14 protein-coding genes are annotated in these 21,185 nt (G+C 62.8%); 9 read left to right on the forward strand and 5 right to left on the reverse strand.

Going from position 1 to position 21,185, the window contains the following annotated elements; translation table 11 throughout:
- Positions 1-65: 65 nt before the first annotated feature.
- On the forward strand, positions 66-485 hold the full coding sequence (locus E4Z66_RS08740) for an acyl-CoA thioesterase (RefSeq protein ID WP_136462614.1): 420 nt from the start codon (positions 66-68) through the stop codon (positions 483-485).
- A gap of 142 nt (positions 486-627) precedes the next feature.
- Here the strand turns inward: E4Z66_RS08740 and E4Z66_RS08745 are convergent, their stop codons facing one another.
- Genes E4Z66_RS08745 through E4Z66_RS08755 form a run of 3 tightly spaced genes read right to left on the reverse strand, consistent with a single transcriptional unit; the run spans position 628 to position 5,119 of the window.
- On the reverse strand, positions 628-2,277 hold the full coding sequence (locus E4Z66_RS08745) for a hydantoinase B/oxoprolinase family protein (protein ID WP_136462615.1): 1,650 nt from the start codon (positions 2,275-2,277) through the stop codon (positions 628-630).
- Complete coding sequence (locus tag E4Z66_RS08750) at positions 2,267-4,315, reverse strand: hydantoinase/oxoprolinase family protein (protein ID WP_136462616.1); 2,049 nt, start codon at positions 4,313-4,315, stop codon at positions 2,267-2,269. Before E4Z66_RS08750 ends, E4Z66_RS08745 begins: the two co-directional genes overlap by 11 nt.
- 48 nt (positions 4,316-4,363) lie before the next feature.
- The gene (locus tag E4Z66_RS08755) at positions 4,364-5,119 is read right to left on the reverse strand and encodes a copper chaperone PCu(A)C (RefSeq protein WP_136462617.1); all 756 of its coding nucleotides are present in this window, start codon (positions 5,117-5,119) and stop codon (positions 4,364-4,366) included.
- A 29-nt stretch (positions 5,120-5,148) separates the two neighbouring features.
- On the opposite strand from E4Z66_RS08755, the gene E4Z66_RS08760 reads away from it, so the two are divergent.
- From E4Z66_RS08760 to E4Z66_RS08785, 6 genes are all read left to right on the forward strand, one after another.
- A complete protein-coding gene (locus E4Z66_RS08760; protein WP_136462618.1) occupies positions 5,149-6,519 on the forward strand; it encodes a hypothetical protein in 1,371 nt (456 codons plus the stop codon).
- 95 nt (positions 6,520-6,614) lie between these two features.
- Complete coding sequence (locus tag E4Z66_RS08765) at positions 6,615-7,895, forward strand: ABC transporter substrate-binding protein (protein ID WP_136462619.1); 1,281 nt, start codon at positions 6,615-6,617, stop codon at positions 7,893-7,895.
- A 325-nt stretch (positions 7,896-8,220) separates the two neighbouring features.
- Complete coding sequence (locus tag E4Z66_RS08770) at positions 8,221-9,141, forward strand: branched-chain amino acid ABC transporter permease (RefSeq protein WP_136462620.1); 921 nt, start codon at positions 8,221-8,223, stop codon at positions 9,139-9,141.
- Positions 9,141-10,073: a branched-chain amino acid ABC transporter permease gene (locus tag E4Z66_RS08775; protein WP_246035988.1), complete on the forward strand. Its 933-nt coding sequence runs from the start codon at positions 9,141-9,143 to the stop codon at positions 10,071-10,073. Before E4Z66_RS08770 ends, E4Z66_RS08775 begins: the two co-directional genes overlap by 1 nt.
- Positions 10,070-10,762, forward strand: coding sequence for an ABC transporter ATP-binding protein (locus E4Z66_RS08780; RefSeq protein ID WP_136462622.1), 693 nt, complete (start codon positions 10,070-10,072; stop codon positions 10,760-10,762). The genes E4Z66_RS08775 and E4Z66_RS08780 overlap by 4 nt, the downstream gene beginning before the upstream one ends.
- Complete coding sequence (locus E4Z66_RS08785) at positions 10,762-11,457, forward strand: ABC transporter ATP-binding protein (protein ID WP_136462623.1); 696 nt, start codon at positions 10,762-10,764, stop codon at positions 11,455-11,457. The genes E4Z66_RS08780 and E4Z66_RS08785 overlap by 1 nt, the downstream gene beginning before the upstream one ends.
- Before the next feature lie 21 nt (positions 11,458-11,478).
- On the opposite strand, the gene E4Z66_RS08790 is transcribed toward E4Z66_RS08785, so the two are convergent.
- Entirely contained in the window at positions 11,479-14,901 is a 3,423-nt protein-coding gene (locus E4Z66_RS08790; protein ID WP_136462624.1) for an indolepyruvate ferredoxin oxidoreductase family protein, read from the reverse strand.
- A 128-nt stretch (positions 14,902-15,029) separates the two neighbouring features.
- On the opposite strand from E4Z66_RS08790, the gene E4Z66_RS08795 reads away from it, so the two are divergent.
- Together E4Z66_RS08795 and E4Z66_RS08800 are read left to right on the forward strand one after the other, a co-directional pair.
- On the forward strand, positions 15,030-15,500 hold the full coding sequence (locus tag E4Z66_RS08795; RefSeq protein WP_136462625.1) for an Lrp/AsnC family transcriptional regulator: 471 nt from the start codon (positions 15,030-15,032) through the stop codon (positions 15,498-15,500).
- Positions 15,501-15,839: 339 nt separating this feature from the next.
- The gene (locus tag E4Z66_RS08800; RefSeq protein ID WP_136462626.1) at positions 15,840-20,063 is read left to right on the forward strand and encodes an AAA family ATPase; all 4,224 of its coding nucleotides are present in this window, start codon (positions 15,840-15,842) and stop codon (positions 20,061-20,063) included.
- Positions 20,064-20,066: 3 nt separating this feature from the next.
- Here E4Z66_RS08800 and E4Z66_RS08805 read toward each other — a convergent pair whose 3' ends face one another.
- Positions 20,067-21,179, reverse strand: coding sequence for a DUF2804 family protein (locus E4Z66_RS08805; RefSeq protein WP_136462627.1), 1,113 nt, complete (start codon positions 21,177-21,179; stop codon positions 20,067-20,069).
- Positions 21,180-21,185 lie beyond the last annotated feature (6 nt).

Here is a 21,185-nt window from a genome sequence, read left to right on the forward strand (position 1 = left end):
CCGTATGGAGGGCGCTGCGGGAAGGGACGCGCAGCGCGGAGGCGTTACCACGTGGAGGCAAATTGATGGCCACTGGCTTTGCACATGAAATTCGCGTCGGCTGGGGTGATTGCGACCCGGCCAAGATCGCTTACACCGGGCGCATTCCTGAATGGGCGCTGGCATCGATCGATGCGTGGTGGGAGGCGCATCTGGACGGTGACGGCTGGTTCCAGATGGAATTGGATCGTGGATACGGGACGCCGTTTGTCAGCATGCAACTGGACTTTCGGCACCCGATCACGCCGCGCCACCGACTGATCTGCCGCGTGCATCCGGTCCGGCTTGGGACGAAATCCATCAGCTTTGCGGTGTCCGGTTTCCAGAATGACGTTTTGTGTTTTGAAGGCGAGTTCACCAACGTATTCGTCGACCCGAACGGCTTTCAAAGCATTCCGGCCCCGGTCGAGGTGCGCGCCTTGGTTGCGCCGATGCTGCCCGGTTAGGCCGAAACAGACGGGGGCGTACAGGATGTGCCAAAACTACACAAAATACAGAATTGTACGATGCCACCGCAGGATTGGTCTGCGGTTCTGTCCGGGGTGATTGGGCTCCTGCCCACGGGCCCTTGGTGGCGTCAGGGCGTGGTCAGCGTGTGCGCCCCAAACGCGCATCTTCTGCGCTAAGCTGCGCATCGCGGGTCGCCGGATTGCCATAACCGCCGCCGCCCGGTGTACGCACGCGCACACGGTCCCCGGCGGTAAGCGGGATATCCTGTTCTTTCGACAGATGTTCCGGCACGTGACACTCGCCGCCGCGCCAGACTTCGACCATGTTCGGTGCACCATCTTCCCCGCCAAGCGCCCCTTGCGGTCCAAAGCGGCCGTGATCCATCACAAAGCTGGCCCGCGCATCGCCACGGCGCAATTCGATCTCGTAATCAAGGCCAAGCCCACCCCGATGATGGCCCGCGCCGCCCGACCCTTCGCGCAGGGCATAGCGGTGGTAGAGGACGGGAAAGTTCTGCTCCATGATCTCGACCGGTGGCGCTTTGGAAATCCCGATGGTGGAACATCCGTTGGACAGCCCGTCATGGTCGGCATTCCCGCCATATCCGCCGCCCGACAGTTGGTACATGACGAAATCGCGCCCCGTTTCAGGGTCGAAGCCGCCCAGGGCGAAATTGCCCGAGGTTCCGGCGGGCGCGGCGGTGACACGGTGGGGTAGCGGTTCGACCAGCGCGGCGAACACGGCTTCGGCAATGCGCTGGCTGACCTCTGCCGCGCAGCCTGACACGGGGCGCGGGTATTGCGCATCCAGAAAGGTGCCTTCGGTCCGGATGACCTCCAGCGGTTCGAACGCGCCCGCGCTGATCGGCACCTCGGGAAAGATGTGGCGCATGGCGAGGTAGACTGACGACAGCGTCGTTGCCAGAACCGAATTCATCGGCCCCATGCAGGGCGGCGCGGTGCCGTCGAAATCGAATGTCAGGTGGCCGGGCGTCTTGGTGATGGCCAGCTTGATTGCCAAGGGTTCATTTACCACGCCATCGCTATCGACCCAGGCGGTGGACCGGTAGGTGCCATCGGGGATCTCGTCGATCAGTTGCTGCATCTGGGCCGAGGCGCGCGCGCGCAGTTCTGTGATGGCGGCGCGGACGGTCTCGTCGCCGTAACGGTCCAACAGGGCATGCAGCCGCGTTTCGCCCACCATCAGCGCCGCGGCCTGAGCCTTTACGTCGCCGATACGCTGGTCGGCCACCCGGATATTGGAACAGATGATCGAATAGATTTCGGTATCCAGCTTGCCCTGCTTGAACAATCGCACCGGCGGAAGGCGCAGCCCTTCCTGTTCGACCGAGGTGGCAGAGGCGGAAAACCCACCGGGGACAGAGCCGCCCGTATCGGGCCAGTGGCCGGTATTGGACAGCCAGCAGAAAATCTCGCCCCGGCGATAGAAGGGGCGGGCAAAGCGCACATCCATCAGGTGGGTGCCGCCTAGATAGGGATCGTTGACGATATAAATGTCATCGGGTTGCGGCGCGGCGACAGTTCCGGCGGCGATCATTTCGATCAGGGTGCGGGTGGAATACTGCATCGTACCGACAAAGACGGGCAAACCGCCCGCGCCCTGTGCGATCAGCGCGCCATCCTCGGCCGCGTATATCCCGTCAGAGCGGTCATTGGCCTCGGCGATCACCGGCGAGAACGCGGCGCGCGAAAAGCTCAGGTCCATCTCGTCGCAGACCTGCTGCAAACCGGCTTGGATGACGGAAAGGGTGATGGGGTCAATGGTCATCGTCTGCTCCGCCAACATGTATCACAAGGTTGCCATCCGCGATCCCTTCGACCCGGTCGCCGGGGGGGATCAAGATCGTCGTATCGGCCTGCTCGATCAGCGCCGGACCATCCAGCAATACGGTTTCCGGCAGGTGGTCGCGCCAATAGATCGGCGTTCGGACAACCTGACCTTCCAGTACGACATCGCGGTGGCCGGTAGGGTGTGCTTCAGCGCACCTTCCTTCGGGGGCAATCAGGCCGGACAGATCGACCGGCGCGCATACACCGATGACAGAGCAGTTGACCGTTACGACCTTGGCGCGGATTTCGGGCAGATCGACGCGGAACCGCTCCCAATAGACTTTCTCGAACCGGGTCTGAAGCTCTTCCAGATCGGGCGTGCCATTGGGCAGCGGCACACGGACCACATGCGATTGGCCGACAAACTGCATATCCACGCTGCAATCGTGGCGGATTTCGCGAATATCGATGGTTTCCTGTCCCAGTGCCGCCGCACCGGTTTCGATCTGTTGGGCAAAGCTGTGGCGCACCGCGTCGATCGCATCGGGGCCAAGGGGCAGGCCGATGGTCTGCACATAGTCGTGCCGAAGGTCCGCGACCACGCATCCCAGCGCGTTCGTCAGGCCCGGCCGGGCGGGGATGAGTACGCGGGGCACGCCCAATTCGCGCGCAAGCGCCGCCGCATGAAGCGGCCCGGCCCCGCCAAAGGCAAAAAGCGCGAAATCCCGCGGGTCCGCGCCAAGCGACAGCGATACCATGCGGATCGCGCCGGCCATTTTCGTATTGGCCATCTGGATCACGGCCTCGGCGGCGGCACGGGCGTCCACACCCAGCGGCGTGCCAAGATCGGCAAAGACGCGCTCCAGCGTCTCAAGGCCGACACCGCCCTTCACCGCATTCAGCCGCCCCGGATCGAGCCGCCCCAGCAGCATGTTCGCATCCGAGATCGTCGGCTCCGTTCCGCCCTTGCCATAGCAGATCGGGCCGGGATCGGCGCCCGCGCTTTGCGGGCCGACCTCCAGAAGTCCGGCGGCGTTGACTCGCGCAATCGAACCGCCACCGGCCCCGACCGTGCGCACATCCACCATCGGCACGTTGATCGGCATGGCATATTCGACCTCGATCTCGTTCGACACGGGCGGATGCCCGCCCCGGATCAGCGCCACATCCGTAGAGGTGCCGCCCATGTCATAGGTCAGAAGGTTCTCGAACCCGGCACGGCGTCCGGTATAGGCGGCGGCCATGACGCCGGAGGCCGGTCCCGACATGACCGTTTTGGCCGCCTCGCGCGCCACCAGCCGCGAGGACACCATCCCACCATTGCCATTCATCACCAGCACGTCGCCGCGATATCCCTGATCCGCAAGTTCGCCGCGCAGGCGCGCGATGTACCGCTCCAGCAGCGGCTGGACCGAGGCATTGACCGCCGCCGTTACACCGCGTTCAAACTCGCGCGTTTCGGACAGCAGCGCATGGCCCATCGTGATGTAATCGTTGGGCCAGATTTGCGCCGCGATTTGCGCGGCGCGTTTTTCATGGTCTGGATTGGCATAGGCGTGCAGAAAATGGATGACGAGCGCTTCGCAGCCCGCGTCCTTCAGGGTTTGCACGGCGTCGCGCAGCGCCGTTTCATCCAGCGGCGTGACCACATTGCCCGCCGCATCCATGCGTTCGGGAACCTCCAGCCGCAGATCGCGCGGGATCACCGGGCGAAACACGCCCTTCATGCCATAGGCCTGTGGACGGGTGCGCCGCCCCAGCTCCAGCACATCGCGGAAACCTGCGGTCGTGATCAGCCCGGTGCGCGACAGCTTGCGTTCCAAGACCGCATTTGTGGTTGTCGTGGTGCCATGCACGATCAATCCGGCCTGCGGCAGAGAAACCTCTGCATCGCGAAGCGCGGTCAGCACGCCAAAGGCCTGATTGTCCAGCGTCGTCGGCGTTTTCGCGATACGGATCGCGCCGCTCGGATCGATCATCACCAGATCGGTAAAGGTTCCGCCTACATCCACACCGATAATCGCGCCGTCGCTCACGTGCCTGCCCCGCCTTGCTTTTGGGCGAGTAAGTCTCGCACTTGCGTCCTAGTCAACAACGATCACCGCCGTCGCCGTCACCGGCGTGTCTCCCACCACATAGGCGCGGTGGTCGTTGGTGTTGAGCGTCACGCGGACCTCGTGCCTGCCCTTGGGCAGCGCGCCGATATGCGCTTCGGGTGCGTAAAGCCGCCCCAGTTTCATCCCGCCGACATAGATATGCCCGTGGCCGACCCCGGGGACGTGGTACAGCCCGACCAGATCCTTGGAGAACGTGAAATCCTCGGCCTTGATGTCGATATGCCAGCCGTCCGGTTCCGGGGTCACGTCAAGCGAGATCGCCGGGGCAGGCTCGCCCTCACCGACCTTGCAGATATCGCCCAGCCCGAACAGGCCGACTTCCTCTGCACCGCCTTGTGTCGTGGGGTCGGACAACCGGGCTTGCAGGGTCACATCGCCAGCTTGTGCGAAACTCAGCGTCAACGGGATCAGCGTGCCATCGGCAAAGCTGCCGCCCAGCCGGATATGCGCGGCATCCAGCGCCAAGGCAGAGCTGCCAGTGGGAATCGGCAGGCTGGTTTGGTCGGTGGGCACATAAAGAACGGCCGTCGTGGCCGTGCTGGACACAGCAACAAGCCGATCCGGCGGGCCGGGATTGTCGATGGACACAAGCCCCGCCGCCCCGCCTTCGAACGGGACAACAAGCGCATCGGTCACAAGGATCGCCGGGCCGCGTTCTGCGACAAGAAGCCACCCGGCCACACCCAGAAGCGCCAGCAGAAAAAGCCATCTCGCCGCTTTCAAATCCCGCAACTCCTCGTCAAACTGCGGGTATGAGGGTGCGGGATCGGACAATTGGGGTCAAGTTCTGGCTGCTGTGGCTGTGCTGGCCCGGCAGCGCGTTGGCCCATGCTTCGGATCAGGGGATCGTGCTTCTTTTGCCCACGGGGGCCTATATCTCTGCCGGGGTTGCAACCGTGGTGGCGACGGTTCTGGCGCTGTTCGTGCTGCCCGAACGCGCGGTGCGCAGTCTTTTCGCATGGCGTCCGATTAATCCGCTTCGCCTCGAAAATGTGCAGATCGTGACCAGTCTGCTGTCGTTTGTGCTGATGGGATTTCTGGTGTGGCTGGGTATGACGGGGCCGCGCGACCCGCTGTCCAGCCTGATGACGCTGGGATTTTGGACGCTGGGCTGGGTGCTGGTTGTGTCGCTTTCCGGATTAATCGGCAACCCTTGGGCATGGATCAACCCTTGGACCGGGCTCTATCGCGTGTTGGGGCCCGCGCCTGTGGCCCGGTTGCCGAACCTTGGCTGGTGGCCCGCGATTGCGATGATGCTTGGCTTTGCGGCGTTTCTGCTGGCCGATATCGCCCCCAGCGATCCGACGCGCCTTGCGCGCGCTGTTGGCATCTATTGGCTGGTCACCTTCGCCGGGTTGCTGATCTTTGGCCCGGAATGGCTGCGGCGGTGCGAACTTGGTCACGCCATTCTTGGTGCTTACAGCAGGCTGGCGGTGTTCGGGCGCGCCGGGGTCGGTGTACCTGGCTGGCAGATTGCCGGACGGTCCTGGGGCATCGGGGCAGGGCTGTTCGCATTGGTTTTGCTGGGGGCTGGCAGCTTTGACGGGATCAACGAGACATTCTGGTGGCTGGCGCGGATTGGCGTGAATCCTCTCGAATTTCCGGGTCGCTCTGCGGTGGTTGCGCAGAACCTGATCGGGCTGGCGGCAGCGGTGCTGCTGCTGATCGTGTCCTTTGCCCTGACACTGCGATTGGGGCTGATGCTTGCGCCCTCTTCGCGCGGGTTGGCGCAGATTTTCGGACCGCTTGCGCTGAGCCTCCTGCCCATCGCGCTGGCCTATCACATGGCGCATTACCTGACCTCGTTCCTGGTCGAAATTCAGTATGTGCTGGGCGCGCTGAATGATCCCTTGGCGCGCGGGGCGGACTTGCTGGGGCTGGCGCCGTTCCGCGTGACGACCGGGTTCTTCAACCAGATTGCCAGCATGCGTGCGATCTGGTTGTCGCAGGCAGGGCTGGTGGTTCTGGGGCATGTCTGGTCGGTGCTTCTGGCACACCGAATGGCGCTGGACCTGTTCGACGGGCATCGCCGCGCCGGGCTGGCAACATTGCCGCTTTCGCTGTTCATGATCGCCTATACGTTCCTCGGATTGTGGCTTCTGGCGGCACCGCGCGGCGCGTGATCCAGTTTTCACTGGACAAGCTGCGGGCAAGTTCCGACCATGAACGCATGATATCCGAGCCTCTCCATAAGGGGCCGCAGACTGGGAGAGTGGGGATGACTCAATCGTTTAAGACCAACCGTCGGACGCTGATCAAGGGCGCCGCCGCAGGGGGCGTTCTGGCCGCCGCACCATTGGTATCGCGTTTCGCGCAGGCGCAAAGTTCTGCGCCGATCCGGATCGGGTTCCAGCAGCACGTGACCGGGATCGGCGCTGCCTATGGCCGCTGGTATGGGCGCACGACAGACGCCGCAGTGAAGAAGATCAATGACGAGGGCGGCATCAATGGCCGCATGATCGAGATCATTGCCGAAGATGACGGCACCGATCCCAAACGCGGCGCCGAAGTGGTCGGAAAATTTGCCAGCCAGCACGATTGCGACGTGGCCTTCGGCACGCTATTCTCGCATGTGGTCTATGGCTCTGCCCCGGCGGCGGGCGAGTTGAAACTGCCGTATTTCGTGGTTTCCGAAGGGCATCACGTCGCCTCTGGCGCGCTTAATCGCTATACGATGCAGCCCGGCATCACAGATGTGAAAAGCCAGGTGCAGGCGATGGCCCCTTACGTGGCTGAAAACCTTGGCAAGAAGGTCACGATGATCTTCCCCGATTTTGCCTTCGGCCACGATCACCGCGACTATTTCACCGCTGCCATCGAAGCGCAGGGCGGTGAGGTTCTGGAGCATATCGCGATCCCACCGACCGAGACCTCCTTCACCAAGTATTTCCCGAAAATCCCGCGCGAGACCGAAGTGGTCTATCACGTGATGGTCGGCCCCGCAGTGCTGACCTTTGTCAAGGAAATGGGCGAGTTCTTCGGCCCGTCGAAACCGGCGATTTTCGGTTTTATCGACAGCCTCGAAGCGGTGGATATGACCTCGCCCGGGTTGGAGTTCCTTGATGGCACCTATTTCTGGGAGGGTATGCCGCGCTATGCGCAGGCGGATCAGACCGAATATGACAAGGCCTTCCGGGCGGCGGTTGGTGTGGATGACAATGGCGCGTCCGTTTCTGACCCGCGCGACGTGTCGACCTATGCGCATATGTTCGGCTGCTGGGAAACGCTGCACATCATCAAGGCAGGCATGGAGGCGTCGGATTATGCGGGGCCGCAGGACCGTGCCAAGCTGATCGAGGCGATCGAAGCGATGACCGAGCTGGCGGAAAGCTTTGAGCACCCACAGGGGCCGAAACTGTTCAACGGCAAGACGCACCAAGTTTTCGGGGTGCAGTATATCTCGAAGGTGGAGAACGGGAAGCTGGTCAAGGTTCACACGACCTCGATCGAGGATACGCAGTATCCGGACGAGGCCGACTATACCACCATGGCATTCTGATCGGAGCGCGCCTGCCCGGATGCAGTTCATTCCGGGCGGGCGTTTGGGCCGACACGCGATGGCATGTGCCCGGATTGGACTGGTCCGGGCGATATGTGCTGCGGCCTCTTTGGAGCGCAGTTCCCCCGGCTTTCGTGCGGCAGGTGGAGAGTGCGGTTTTCGAGTATTTTGGGAACAATGAAGCCCCTTGGTTGTTGGGGCCGTTCCACGGCTTTTGCCGGGCGTTGTCGGATTTGCCGAGGAAATTTGCATCACCCTTCAGGCGTGGTCATTTGGCGCTGCAACGCGCTTGCGCTTTCAGACTCTGACGGGCAATGATCCGGGCATGGAGTTTGGGCCTCATCTGTTATTGGCGGTTCTGGAAGGTGCGGTTGGGGCAGCGGTGCTGGCGCTGACGGCGCTGGGGTTGAGCCTTGTCTTCGGTGTCATGCGCGTCGTGAACGTGGCCCATGGCGAGTTCTATATGTTGGGGGCTGTCGTTGCATGGTTCGTGGCGAGCGTGATCGCGGGCCATCCGGCATTGGGATTCGTGGCCGCGCTGGTCATTGCGCCTTTGGCAGCGGCGGTTGTGGCAATGGTGGCGGATCGGCTGGTTCTGAAGCCCGTCGCATATGATCCGGAGGCAACCATCGTCGGAACCATCGGCATCTTGTATATCCTGCAACAGGCGGCGCTGATGTGGTTCGGGCCAGAGGCGCGTCCCGTCGAGCCGCCGTTCAATCACCGGATCGCGCTGCCCTGGTATGATTGGGCAGCGGGGGAGTGGTTCTATCCCTGGGGATTGTCGACCACGTCTTACAAGTTGTTCGTCATCGCGGCGGCGGTGGTTATCCTGCTGGCGTTCTGGGCGGTTCTGACGCGTTCGCGCATCGGGCTGATCATGCGCGCGACGCAATTGGATCGCGAAACCGCGCTGGCGTTCGGTATCCCGGTCGGGCGCGTGTACAGCCTTGTCTTCGGTCTGGGGGCGGGGCTTGCGGCTTTGGCGGCTGTGCTGATCGTGCCCATTCAGCAGGCGCATTACCTGATGGGGGGCGATCCGCTTTTGCTGAGTTTCATCGTTGTGATCATCGGCGGTTTAGGCTCGGTCCGGGGGACGGTCGTGGCCGCCTTGTTGATCGGCATGTCGGATGGGATCATCTCGGTATTCTTGAGCCCGACCCTGTCGAAAATTCTGGCGACGCTGCTGGTCGCGCTGGTGTTGGTGTTCCGCCCGCAGGGCCTGTTCGGGACACGTGCCGCATGATCCGGGATTTGGGGCTGCATCTTGCACTGATTGCGGTGCTGTTTGTTCTGGGATTGACGCTGCCTGACTACCACCAGGGCAACATGGCGCGGATCCTGGTGCTTGCGACCTATGCGGTGGGGTACAATGTGCTGTTCGGCTATACCGGGCTTTTGAGCCTGGGGCACGCGATGTTCTTTGCCGCTGGCATGTATGGGCTGGGGCTGGTGATGCAGCATGGCGGTTGGTCCCCTGTGCCGGCCTTCATCGCCGGGCTGGTGTCCGCGGCGCTGCTGTCGGTCATTGTTGCGGTGCTGGCGTTGCGGACTGTCGGGGTCGCCTTCATGATCGTGACATTGATGTTTTCGCAATCGGCTTTTCTGACGATCCTCTATTTCGGGACGTGGACGCGGGGCGATGAGGGGTTTGTCATTCCGCAGGCTGCGCGGCAGGTGGCGGGGCTGGATCTGACCGATCCGGTGACGCGCTACATGGCGGCGCTGGCGCTGTTCTCGGTCGCGCTATTGCTGGTGCTTTGGCTGGTGCGCCGTCAGGAAGGCGCGGTGCTGATTGGCATCCGCGAGAACGAAGAACGCACGCGGATGCTGGGATACAACGTGCTGTCGCACAAGATCCTTGCCGTGGTCATGTCGGGCACCCTGTCGGGCGCGGCGGGGGCGGGCTATGCGCTGTTGTTTGGCTATGTCGGGGCGACATTCGCCTCTGTGCAATATTCGATTTTTCCGTTGCTCTGGGTGCTGCTGGGCGGTGCGGGAACGACAATCGGGCCGCTCGTCGGTGCGGTCTTCATGTTCTACCTGATCGACTACTCGTCGGGCCTGACCAATGCATACATGCTGATCGCGGGCGTCGTGCTGGTTCTGCTGACGCTGTTCGCCCGCGCCGGTATCATGGGGGAGGTCCGCAAGCGCTGGGCCCCGTGGCTGCCATGAGCCTGCTGCGGACAGAAGGTCTGACCCGGATTTACGGCGGTCTGAAGGCGGTGGATGAGGTCGACTTCACCCTGCCCGAGGGTGAAGTCCACGCGCTGATCGGGCCCAATGGCGCGGGCAAAAGCACCTTTGTCGGCATGGTGTCTGGCCGGATCGAGGCCAGCGCCGGGCGGGTGTGGTTCGACGGGCGCGAAATCACGCATCTGCCAGCGCATAAACGCATTCGGGCTGGCATGGCCTATACGTTTCAGATCACCGCGATCTACGCGAAACTGAGCCTGTTCGACAACGTGGCGCTGGCACTGCGCAACCGGGATCGGGCTGCCGCGCAAGAGGCGCTTGATCATGTCGGGCTGGCGGAGCGGGGCGATCAGTTGGCGGGGTATCTTTCCTATGGCCACCAGCGCTTGCTGGAAATTGCCATGGGTGTAGCGCAGCGCCCCCGGTTGTTGATCCTGGATGAGCCGACACAAGGTCTGGCCGAATCCGAAATCGCGGAGTTCAACGCGCTGATCAAGCGCCTCGCGGGGGAGACGACGATCCTTCTCATCGAACATAACATGGATGTGGTGCGGGCCCTTGCCGAACGGATCACCGTGCTGGATGCGGGCCGGGTGCTGGCGCGCGGCACGCCTGAAGACATCCATGCCGACCCGGCGGTGCAGGCCGCCTATCTGGGGACAGGCTGATGTTGCAGGTGGATGGGATCGAAGCCGGGTATGGGCCGGTCAAGGTGCTTTACGGTGTGGGGTTCGATGTTCGCGAGGGGGAGGTTCTGTGCCTTCTGGGGCGTAATGGTGCGGGCAAGACCACGACATTGAAGACGATCATGGGACTTGTGCCGCCAGAGGCCGGGACCGTGACATTGGCGGGGGAGGTGATCAGCGCCTTGCCTGCCCATGAGGTTCCGGGGCGGGGGATTGGCTATGTGCCGCAGGGACGGCGCCTGTTTTCCGATCTGACGGTCGCGGAGAACCTCGAAGTCGGCTTGATGACGCGCGGCAAGGGCAAGTCCACGCGCGAACATGTGTTGGAGATGTTCCCACGGTTGCGGGAGCGGCTGACCCAGCGCGCGGGCACATTGTCGGGCGGCGAACAGCAGATGCTGGCGACGGCGCGGGCGCTCTGCCTTGAGCCGCGCGTGCTGCTGCTGGATGAACCGACGGAGGGGTTGCAGCCCTCCATGATCCAGCTCATCCGCGAGACGGTAGAGACCATGCGCGCCGAAGGGGTGGCCGTGATCTTGGTCGAACAGCGGATCGAAGCTGTCTTGTCGCTGGCTGACCGAGTGGCCTTTATCGAAAATGGCCGCAGCCGAGAGATCGTGACCGCGACCGAATTGCGCGCGGACGATACCCTGCTGCGCAAATATGTCGGCGTCTAGCGCACGAAGCGGCCTTGCCAGTCAGGCGGCCCACGCCGTCAGTGCCGCGGCGGATTTTTCCCTGAACGCTGCGACCGCTTCGTGTTTGACCGGGCCAAAGCCCCGAATATCAAGGGCCAAAGACGCGATCCGCGCCGCCTCCGGCAGATTGGCCGGGGTGAGGTTTGCGATCAGCTTATCCAGCAAGGTGCGATATTCGTCGATCAAAGCCCGTTCCATCCGGCGTTCGGCTGTGTATCCAAACGGATCGAAGGGTGTGCCGCGCAGGGCCTTCATCCGGGCCAAGCCACGGAACGCAGGTTGAATCCAGGGGCCGAATGCGCGCTTCATCGGTCGGCCGCGCGCGTCTTTGCCACGGCTCAGCAGCGGCGGCGCAAGGTGGTGGCGGATCGTGAAGTCGCCGTCAAAGGTCGCCCGCAGGTCTTGGGTGAAGCCAGTCTGGCTGTGCAGCCGCGCGACCTCGTATTCATCCTTGTAGGACATAAGCTTGAACAGGCCCTTGGCGGCGGCCTCGGTCAATGCGCCGGGCGCCTCGGCAATACGGGTTTCCGCCGCGCGAACTTGGTCGATCAGCGTGCGATACTGCGCCGCCCATCCCGCGTTCTGGTAGTCCGTCAAAAACGCTGCGCGGCGGTCGATCATGTCGTCCAGCGTTTCTGGCACCGGGTCCGGCAGGTCGGCAAGGCGCGTTACAGCATCCGGGTTGGCAACGGTGAGGCGGCCCCATGTGAACGCGGCCTTGTTTTGATCCGGTTTGACGCCGTTCAGCTCCAACGCGCGCATCAGCGCATCCAGCGAAAGCGGCACCAGTCCCGCTTGCCATGCCGCGCCCAGCATCAGAACATTGGCAAAAACCGTGTCGCCCAGCAGAGCGTTTGCCAGTGCATTCGCATCCAGCGCCCGCGCCGCGCCCACGGCGGCTTCGATCCGGCGCATCCGTTCGGTCACGGACAGGTCGGCATCGCGGTTGCGGGTGAAGTCGCCCGTCGGCATCGCGGCGGTGTTCACCACGGCGCGCGTTCCGGCGTGATAGGTGGCCGACGCTTTGGGCGAGGAACTGACCACAAGATCGCAGCCGATCAACGCATCCGCGCTGCTGGGTTCGATCCGCGCCTGATTGACCGCCTCGGCGGTGCCGGCCATGCGGATATAGGACAGGACGGGTCCGAATTTCTGGGCAAATCCCATGAAGTCCAGAACGCTGGCGCCCTTGCTTTCAAGATTGGCAGCCATCGCGATGACCTGTCCCACCGTCACGACTCCGGTGCCGCCGACACCGGTGACAAGAATGTCCCAGCCGTCTTGCAATGCGGGCAGGTCGGGCGTGGGCAGGTCCGCAGCAAGGCGGTTAAGCGTATCGGACCCCGCGCCGCCGCCCTTTTTCAGGCTGGCCCCTTCGACGGTGACAAAGCTGGGGCAGAAGCCATCAAGGCAAGAAAAGTCCTTGTTGCACGTCGATAGGTTGATCTTGCGTTTGCGTCCGAAGGGCGTCTCAAGCGGTTCCACCGAAAGGCAGTTGGACGCGACAGAGCAATCGCCGCAGCCTTCGCAGACCAGCGGATTGATGACGGCGAAGCGCTTGGGGTCTTCCATCTTGCCACGCTTGCGCAGGCGGCGCTTTTCCGTGGCGCAGGTCTGTTGGTAGATCAGGATCGTGGTGCCGGGGATCTCGCGCAACTCGCGCTGCACGGCGTCCAGCTCACGGCGGTGGTGAATGGTGATGCCACGCGGCAGATCGGCACTGCGGAACCGTTCGGGCTGGTCTGAAACGATGACGACGCGCTGCGCGCCTTCGGCCAAAGTCGTGGCGGCAATCGCTTCGACGCTGATCGGGCCGTCCACGGTTTGCCCGCCGGTCATGGCCACCGCATCGTTGAACAGGATCTTGTAGGTGATGTTGGTGCCCGCCGCGATGGCCTGCCGGATCGCCAGCGCACCGGAGTGGTAATACGTGCCTTCGCCCAAATTCTGGAAGATATGGCGATTGCCGTTGAATTTGGCGCGGGCGACCCAGTTCACGCCTTCGCCGCCCATCTGGATCAGCGAGGTCGTGTTCCGGTCCATCCAGCTTGCCATGAAATGACAACCAATGCCGGCCATCGCCTGCGAGCCTTCGGGCACCTTGGTGGAGGTATTATGCGGGCAGCCAGAGCAGAAATAAGGCGTCCGGGTCGCGCCTTCGACCTCGATCAATTGCGGGGGCGGGACGACCTGCGCGGCGCGGGTGCCAAAATCCGTCCCCAGCACAAGGTCGAGCCGCCGCGCGATGATCTTGGCCAGCATGACCGCGCCCAATTCGTGGGTCCAGGGCACCAGCCGCGCGCCATGCTCATCGCGTTTTCCGACCATGCGTTCGGGCTTTTGGCCAGGAAAATCGTAGAAATATTCCTTGAGCTGGCTTTCGATGATGCCGCGCTTTTCCTCGATGACCAGAAGTTCCTGCTTGTCCTGGGCGAAGGCCAGCGCGCCCACATCTTCGAGCGGCCAGACCATGCCGACCTTGTAGATGTCGATGCCCAGCTCCGCCGCGCGGGTCTGATCAACGCCCAGAAGCCGCAGCGCCTCTAACGTGTCCAGATGGGATTTCCCGGTCGTGACAATGCCGAAGCGCGCCGCATGACCCCATTCGGCCCGATCAATCGGGTTGGCGCGGGCAAAGGCGAGCACGGCGGCCTTCTTGGCTTCCATCCGCTCTTCGATCTGCGGGCCGGGCAGGTCGGGCCAGCGATAATGCAAGCCGCTGGGCGGTGGGGTGAAATCCGGTGTGACAAAGACCCTGTCGGGCGCAAGGTCAAAGGACTGGCCGGACTCGACCGTTTCCGAGATCGCCTTGAAGCCGACCCACATGCCGGAAAACCGTGACAGCGCATATCCCCATTCGCCGAAGGGCAAGAACTCGGCCACGTTGGCGGGGTTCAGCGTTGGCATGAAGAAGTTCATGAAGGCGACGTCCGACTGATGCGGCATGGAAGACGACACGCAGCCATGATCGTCTCCTGCCACCACAAGCACACCGCCATTGGGCGAGGCCCCGTATGCGTTCCCATGCTTGAGCGCATCTGCCGCGCGGTCCACCCCCGGTCCCTTGCCATACCAAAGGCCAAAGACCGCCGTGCAGGTCTTGTCCGGGTCGGTTTCTACCTGCTGGGTGCCGATCATTTGCGTTGCGCCAAGCTCTTCGTTCACGGCAGGCAGAAACGTCACGCCGGCGTCTTCGACGATCTGGGCGTTGCGCGCGATCTCAAGGTCGATCCCGCCAACCGGAGAGCCGCGATAGCCCGACACATAGCCGCGCGTGTCCAGCCCGTTCGCTTGGTCCCGTCGCGCCTGATCCAAGGCGATCCGCACAATGGCCTGTGTCCCCGTCATGAACACCCGCCCCGTGCGCCGGGTGTATCGGTCGCTCAATTCATAATCCTGCAGGATCGGGGTCTGGTCGGTCATATCTGGCCTCGCGGTTCAAGCACTGGCTGGCGTGACTCTCAGGATCGTTCATTCGGCTGATAAGGGTGTTTTGATTTCGATAGATAACGTATAAAAAGTGAAATGCACATTTCACGTACGGACCTTCAATGAGCGATAAATCCAGTTTGGACGGTTTAGATGCGCGGATGCTGGCCGTGCTGCAAAAGGACGCCTCGCTTTCCGTGGCCGATCTGGCCGAACGGGTGGCAAGCTCCCCCGCGACCTGTTGGCGGCGTCTGCGCGCGCTTGAGGCAGACGGCGTCATCGGCCCGCCCCGGCGTCTTGTTGATCCGGCGGCGGTCGGGCGCGGGATGGACGCCTTCGTGCAGGTGCGGATGAAATCGCAGGACGCGGCGTCCCGTGCCAGTTTCGCCCGTGCGATGGAAGCAGAGTCGACGATCGTCGAGGTCTATGCCATCTCTGGCGATTGGGACTATCTGCTGCATCTCCTGGTGCGCGACATCGCCGATCTGGACGACATCCTGATGCGCCGGGTGCTGGAGCAAGACTGCGTCGCGGGAACGTCCACGATTTTTGCGCTGCGCCGGGTCAAGCATACGGCCGTTGTGCCGGTTTGAGCGTTCGTCCCCTTTGGGGCGGCGCGGAAATTTCTACCTTTTGGCGAAAATTCTGGCTCTGCCGCGGGCCTTCGTCGCTTTACAATGCTGCCGCCTTGCAGTGCCACCGGCGCATATGCGAGAAAAGCCTATATTTCGTAGTTCGTTATGCCGTTAGTTTCGGTCTGCCGGTCCTTTCTGTCAAAGGCCGGGCGGCCTTTTCGGTTGTTAATTTTCATGCAAAACTTGTGCTGGTAGACAATTCTGCGCGCGGCGTTACGGCGCGCAGGTCGGACTGGCGCTTGCCCGCCGGGATCGAACAACCATCGGGCATTCGAGCGGTCGCGCGGAGGACGCGGTATGATGACACCGGATATTGCAGACGTCGCGCTGTCTTCTGCGGCGGCATTGCCCTTTGTCGGACGCGAGAAAATCGCAGCCGGTCTTCAGAATTTCCTTCTTGGGGCAAACCGGACACGGCCCGGCGTCGCTTTTATCAGCGGCATTCCGGGGGCAGGTAAATCCACTCTGGCGCGCCACGCGTTCGACTGCGTTCTGGATGCGTCGGATTGGTTGTTTTCCTTCAAGTATGACCAGTTCAACACGGCGGCACCTGCGGCGTTCTTCGTGCGCGCGCTGGAAGAAATGACGCAAGAGATGGAGGCCATGGCCCCGCGTGCGCGCGAAGAGTTGCGCCGCCTGTTGATCGACGCGGTCAGCCCCAATGCGCAGCTTCTGGTCAGCCTGTGCCCTAGTCTGGGGGACGTGCTTGGCCCGCAGCCCGAATTGATCCCGCTGGCCCCGCGCGAAAACCAGATCCGCCTGTCCTTCGTCCTGCGCAAGGCTATCGCCGTCATGACCCGCAGGTTTCGCCGGGCGGTGCTGTTTCTGGACGATCTGCAATGGGCCGATGCCGCGACCCTGACCGTTCTGACCGATCTGGTCGGTGACACCACAATGGGCAATCTGACCGTGCTGTGCTGTTACCGCAGCGCGGTTGCCGATAACGCGACCCCGCTCCGGCGCACGATCCGAATGGCGGGCAATCCGCTGTTCGATGAGGAAGTCGGCAGTTTCGACGAAAGCGATATCGCCGAATTGCTGGCGCAGCGGTTGAACCTGCCGCCCGAGGATGCCCTGACGCTAAGTGCAGAAATCCGAAGATCCACAGACGCGACGCCGATGGCCGCGATGAACGTGCTGGAGCTGCTCGCGGATGAAGCGCAGGGGGCGGACGATCACCTTGATCTGAAAAGCGCCATGCGGGCGGTCGCCACGATGGGCGCGCAGCCGGATGGGTATGATCTGGCGGGCAAGCGTTTGTCGCGCTTGGATGAGGCTGCGCAGGATCTGCTGACCATTTCCGCCTATATCGGTGAGCGCATCGATGTGCCCTTGCTGATGGGTTTGACGGGCCAGACCGATACGCAATTACGCGCGCGCCTTGACATATTGGTGGAACAAGGCGTGGTGGATGAAAACAAGGGCGTCTACACCTTCGCACACGATACGTTCCAGCGCGCCGCCTATGACCGGGACACGCCGCTGCGCGCGCATCGCGCCGATCTCAAACGTTCTGCCGCGCAGACCTTTGAACAGCGCTACAGGGCGGGGCAGGATACTGGCTGGCTGTTCCGGTCGGTGTCTTTGTTCAACGAGGATCTGGGCAGTATCGGCCAAGAGGAAGAGCGCGCCAGAATAGCGGATTTGAACCGCAAGGCGACGCGCGCGGCCTTGGATAGCGGGGACGCGGCGCGCGCCCTGGAGTTCGCGAATGCAGGATTGTCGATCACGCCGCTGGATGCTTGGCGACGCGCGCCGGAAGAAATGATGGCGGCGCATCTCGACGCGGCAGAGGCGGCCTACCTGACCAATGACATCGCCCGGTTCGATGCCCTGATCGACACAGCAGCGGACCACGCGCGGGATTCCGTCGAATGGGCCGGCGCGTATCTTCTGCGGCTGCAACAGAAGGTCAGCACGGTTCAGTATGAAGAGGCGCTGGATATCGCCATCGGGATGCTGGATGAACTGGGCGGGGCCTTGCCGCGCCGGGCGAGCAAGGCGCAGGTCGGGATCAGCTTTGCGCGCACGATGATGCTGTTGCGCGGGCGCAGCATGGACGATCTCTTTGCGCTGCCCAAGATGAGCGATGTGCGGGCCGAAAAGGAACTTGAAACGCTGATGCTTGCGGCCTCGGCGGCGTATTTCGCGGAACCGAACCTTTTCGCCTTGATCGTCTTTCGCATGGTGCGGCTGTCGGTCGAAAAGGGGAATTCCCGGCTCTCTGCTTTTGGCTGGGTCTGCTACGGGTTGGCGCAATGCGCCGTCGTCGGCAACGTCAAGGCGGGCTATGAATACGGCACCCTTTCGCTGCGACTGGTCGAGGAATTCAAAGCCGATGATCTGCGCGCGCGGGTGCATATGCTGTTCAACACCTTCGTGCGCCACTGGAGCGAGAGCCGCGATGCGGTCGCCGATCACCTGTATGAAGGCGAACGCGCCGGGCAGGCCTCTGGCGACTTGGAATTTGCCACCTATTGCGGCTGGCACCGGTGCTGCGATCAGTTCCTGTCCGGCGCGCCAGTTCCCGAGGTCGAAGAGGCGCTGGCAAAGGTGCTGGCCCTCGGGCGCGAGTATAACCAGCACAAGGTCGCCTTCCTTCTGGCGATGGTTCAGGATTTTCTGGGCTGGCTCAAGGCCCCAGAGGGCGCGGTTCCCGATGATGCCGCCCAAGAGGCGTTCTGCGAGCGGCACAAGGATTACACCTCTTTGTGCTACGTCAAAATGTTCCAGGGGATGCGGCATCTGATGGCGGGCGACGCCGAGGCGGCGTTGAGCGCGCTTCAAGCCATCGATGCCCATTTCGATTCGCTTCAGGGGCAATTCTACGTGCCCTATTACCAGATGCTGCGCGGTCTGGCGGCGGCGCATGTCAACACGTTGCGCCCCGGCGCGGCCATGCGACGTAGTGTGCGCGTCAGCCAGCGCAAGTTGAAGGCATGGGCGGCGCGCGGGGCGACCGATATCGAACCGCTGGCTGAAATCATGGCCGCAGCCACCGCATGGGCAGACGGGCGGGACGGGGCTGCGATTGCCGGTTTCGATGCGGTCATTCAAAACGCGCGGGACGGCCGGTCGCCGCTCTGGGTTGGCGTGCTGGCCGCGCAGGCGTTGGAGCGGCTTTATCAGCGGATCGGCAGCGCCGGTCAGGCGCGCTGGGCGGCAGAGCAGGCGCGCGAGTTGGGCGCGCTTTGGGGCGTGACCTTGACCGATGGCGCAGAGCCGGCCGCGGCACAGAAGGCCGCCGCGCCTGCCTCGATGCCTTGGCGGGCAGGCCATGGCGACCGCGAAAGCTGGATGCAGGATGTGTGCCTGCGGGTGCTGGATGTGTCCGGCGCGACCCTGTTGCGCATCACGAAAGGCTCGGGCGGTGACCGGGTTTGCCTGCTGTCCGCGCAGCGACAGGCGAATGGCAGCGTGGCATTGGACCTGACGGGCGAGATGCCGCAAGCGGTGGACCCGGCCCGTGAAATTGCGCTGGTCCAGCCCGATGACATGTCCGTCTTTGTCTGTCTCAGCCCAGTGACGGAGGCGAAGACGCCCGCCGCGGGGGATGCAGAGATCGAAGGGCTTCTGACCCCGTTATTGAGCGAGTTGCGCCGCGATGCGACCGCCCGGGCGCTGCGGCAAGTCGAGGATCAGCGCGTCGCGCTGCAAACGGCCTATGGCCGGTTCATTCCGGGCTATCTTCTCAAAACTCTCGGCCATTCAGAGATCGTGGATATCCGCGTCGGCGATTTTGCATCCGACCGGATGACGGTCATGTTCTGCGATATGCGCGGCGCCACGGGGATCATGGAAAAGATCGGCGCCAAGGCGAGTATGGAGCTTTTCAACGAGCTATTCATTGCCATTGAAAGCGAGGTGCTTGGCGCGGGCGGCTATATCGACAACTTCCTGGGCGATGCGGTGCTTGCGCTGTTCAACGCCCCGGCGGAAACCTGTCTGGAAGCGGCTGTCGGGGTGGCGCGCGCGCTGGAAAAGATTCAGCCGGAGATCGTGGCAAAGGGGCTGCCCGCGCCGGGCTTTGGCATCGGCCTGAGCTGCGGTGAGGTCGTGGTTGGCGCGGTCGGCGGGCTTAACCAGATCCGCATGGGGGCCATCGGCGATACGCTGAACCTTGCAGCGCGGCTGGAAAGCCTGACGAAACGCTATGGCACCGCTGTTCTGATTTCCGAAGACATGGTGGGCGGCGACCCCGGCGGCACTGCGCGGCAGCTGCGGCAGGTCGATCACGTGACCGTCGTGGGCCGCAAGACGCCCGTCCGGCTCTACGAGGTTATCGATGCGCTTCCACAAGACCGTGCCGCGCGGGTGATGACGCATCTACCGCAATATGATGCCGCGCTTCAGGCGTATTACACCGCCGATTTCGCCCAAGCCTGCGCCGCGCTGGACCGGTTTCTGGACGGCGTGCCAGAGGATGTGCCCGCCACCCGGCTGCGCGCCCGCGCCGACCATTTCCGACAGAACGATCCCGGCCCCGGTTGGAGCGCCATACATGCGCTGAAGGAAAAATAGCGCCTAACTGCCGCCGCCAACCCAGCGGTCGGTATATTCGCAAAAGCCCTTTGTATCGATCTGTTCCAACACCTTGCCACCGCCGGGATTTCCGGGGTCCACCTCGCGCAAGGTGCCGGTGAAATGGCAGCCCTGTTCAAAAACGATCAGCGGGTATTTCCACAGAACCGAGGTATCGGTGACTTGCCAGCTCAGCTGGAGCTCATACTGACCAGTGCCATCGACGGCCTGAAAATCGACGTGTTTCGGATAGCTCCAGAACACGCGCCAATGGTCCCAATCGGATTGCTTGGACTGGAAATTATCCTGCGGAAAGAAGATGTCCTTGTCCCCCAGCTTCAAATACGCGGTCGATTTCTGGAACGCCGCGTGAAAGCCGATATCGAAGGCGGTGTGGTGGTCGTCGGTGGAAAACTGCGCCCAGCTCCAGATGCGTTCGGGCAGCATCCACATTCCCCAATCGTGGTCGTGATAGCCCTTGGCATCCGTCAGTTCGTAATCCTTGCCCTCGACGCTCACTTTGCCGGTAACCTTCGCGGCGGGCATGTAGACCAGCCAGCTTGAAATCTCCCACGCGGAATAGCCGGGCACGTCATTCGCCAAAAGCTGCGAGCGGCCCGTGCGATTGAAGGTCAGATCGAACTTGATCTTTCCGTCACTGCTGGCGGCCACCACGTGATAGGTATCGTCGTCCAGCACCGTCACCGAACTGCCCTTGATCGACACATTGGCGCAGTCTTGTTCGGCGGAGAAATGGGTGACGTGGTAGAATTCGATATCGGTGTCGACCTGTCCTTCAGGGGTGAAGGCCGCGAAGTTGAGACTGGCGGTGCCCAGATCAAGCTCATTGCCGGGATTGCAGACAGCGAAGGTCACCATGGCGGTCAGACCGGACGCCGGATCGGTGAAATTGTAGTACCACCATTCGACATAAAAGAGCTTGTGCGAATGGTCCTTGTAGGCCGCAAAGTGAAAGCCGTCATCCTTGGCGGTAATATCGCAGCCGCTTTTGATGGGACCGGCATGGCGTATCGGTCCGGGCACAGTCGCCTCGGACGCGCGGGCCATCAGGGCAGAGCGCAATTGCTTGATCAGGTGGGCCGGCGTGTCTGTCATGGTGGA

This window comes from Aliishimia ponticola, assembly GCF_004803475.1.
GTDB lineage: Bacteria > Pseudomonadota > Alphaproteobacteria > Rhodobacterales > Rhodobacteraceae > Aliishimia > Aliishimia ponticola.

What these genes read in the sequence shown, in the direction of transcription:
- E4Z66_RS08740 (WP_136462614.1), top strand. Translation starts at nt 66, where the DNA reads ATGGCCACTGGCTTTGCACATGAAATTCGCGTCGGCTGGGGTGATTGC.
- E4Z66_RS08745 (WP_136462615.1), bottom strand. Translation starts at nt 2,277, where the DNA reads ATGACCATTGACCCCATCACCCTTTCCGTCATCCAAGCCGGTTTGCAG.
- E4Z66_RS08760 (WP_136462618.1), top strand. Translation starts at nt 5,149, where the DNA reads ATGAGGGTGCGGGATCGGACAATTGGGGTCAAGTTCTGGCTGCTGTGG.
- E4Z66_RS08765 (WP_136462619.1), top strand. Translation starts at nt 6,615, where the DNA reads ATGACTCAATCGTTTAAGACCAACCGTCGGACGCTGATCAAGGGCGCC.
- E4Z66_RS08770 (WP_136462620.1), top strand. Translation starts at nt 8,221, where the DNA reads ATGGAGTTTGGGCCTCATCTGTTATTGGCGGTTCTGGAAGGTGCGGTT.
- E4Z66_RS08780 (WP_136462622.1), top strand. Translation starts at nt 10,070, where the DNA reads ATGAGCCTGCTGCGGACAGAAGGTCTGACCCGGATTTACGGCGGTCTG.
- E4Z66_RS08785 (WP_136462623.1), top strand. Translation starts at nt 10,762, where the DNA reads ATGTTGCAGGTGGATGGGATCGAAGCCGGGTATGGGCCGGTCAAGGTG.
- E4Z66_RS08790 (WP_136462624.1), bottom strand. Translation starts at nt 14,901, where the DNA reads ATGACCGACCAGACCCCGATCCTGCAGGATTATGAATTGAGCGACCGA.
- E4Z66_RS08795 (WP_136462625.1), top strand. Translation starts at nt 15,030, where the DNA reads ATGAGCGATAAATCCAGTTTGGACGGTTTAGATGCGCGGATGCTGGCC.
- E4Z66_RS08800 (WP_136462626.1), top strand. Translation starts at nt 15,840, where the DNA reads ATGATGACACCGGATATTGCAGACGTCGCGCTGTCTTCTGCGGCGGCA.
- E4Z66_RS08805 (WP_136462627.1), bottom strand. Translation starts at nt 21,179, where the DNA reads ATGACAGACACGCCGGCCCACCTGATCAAGCAATTGCGCTCTGCCCTG.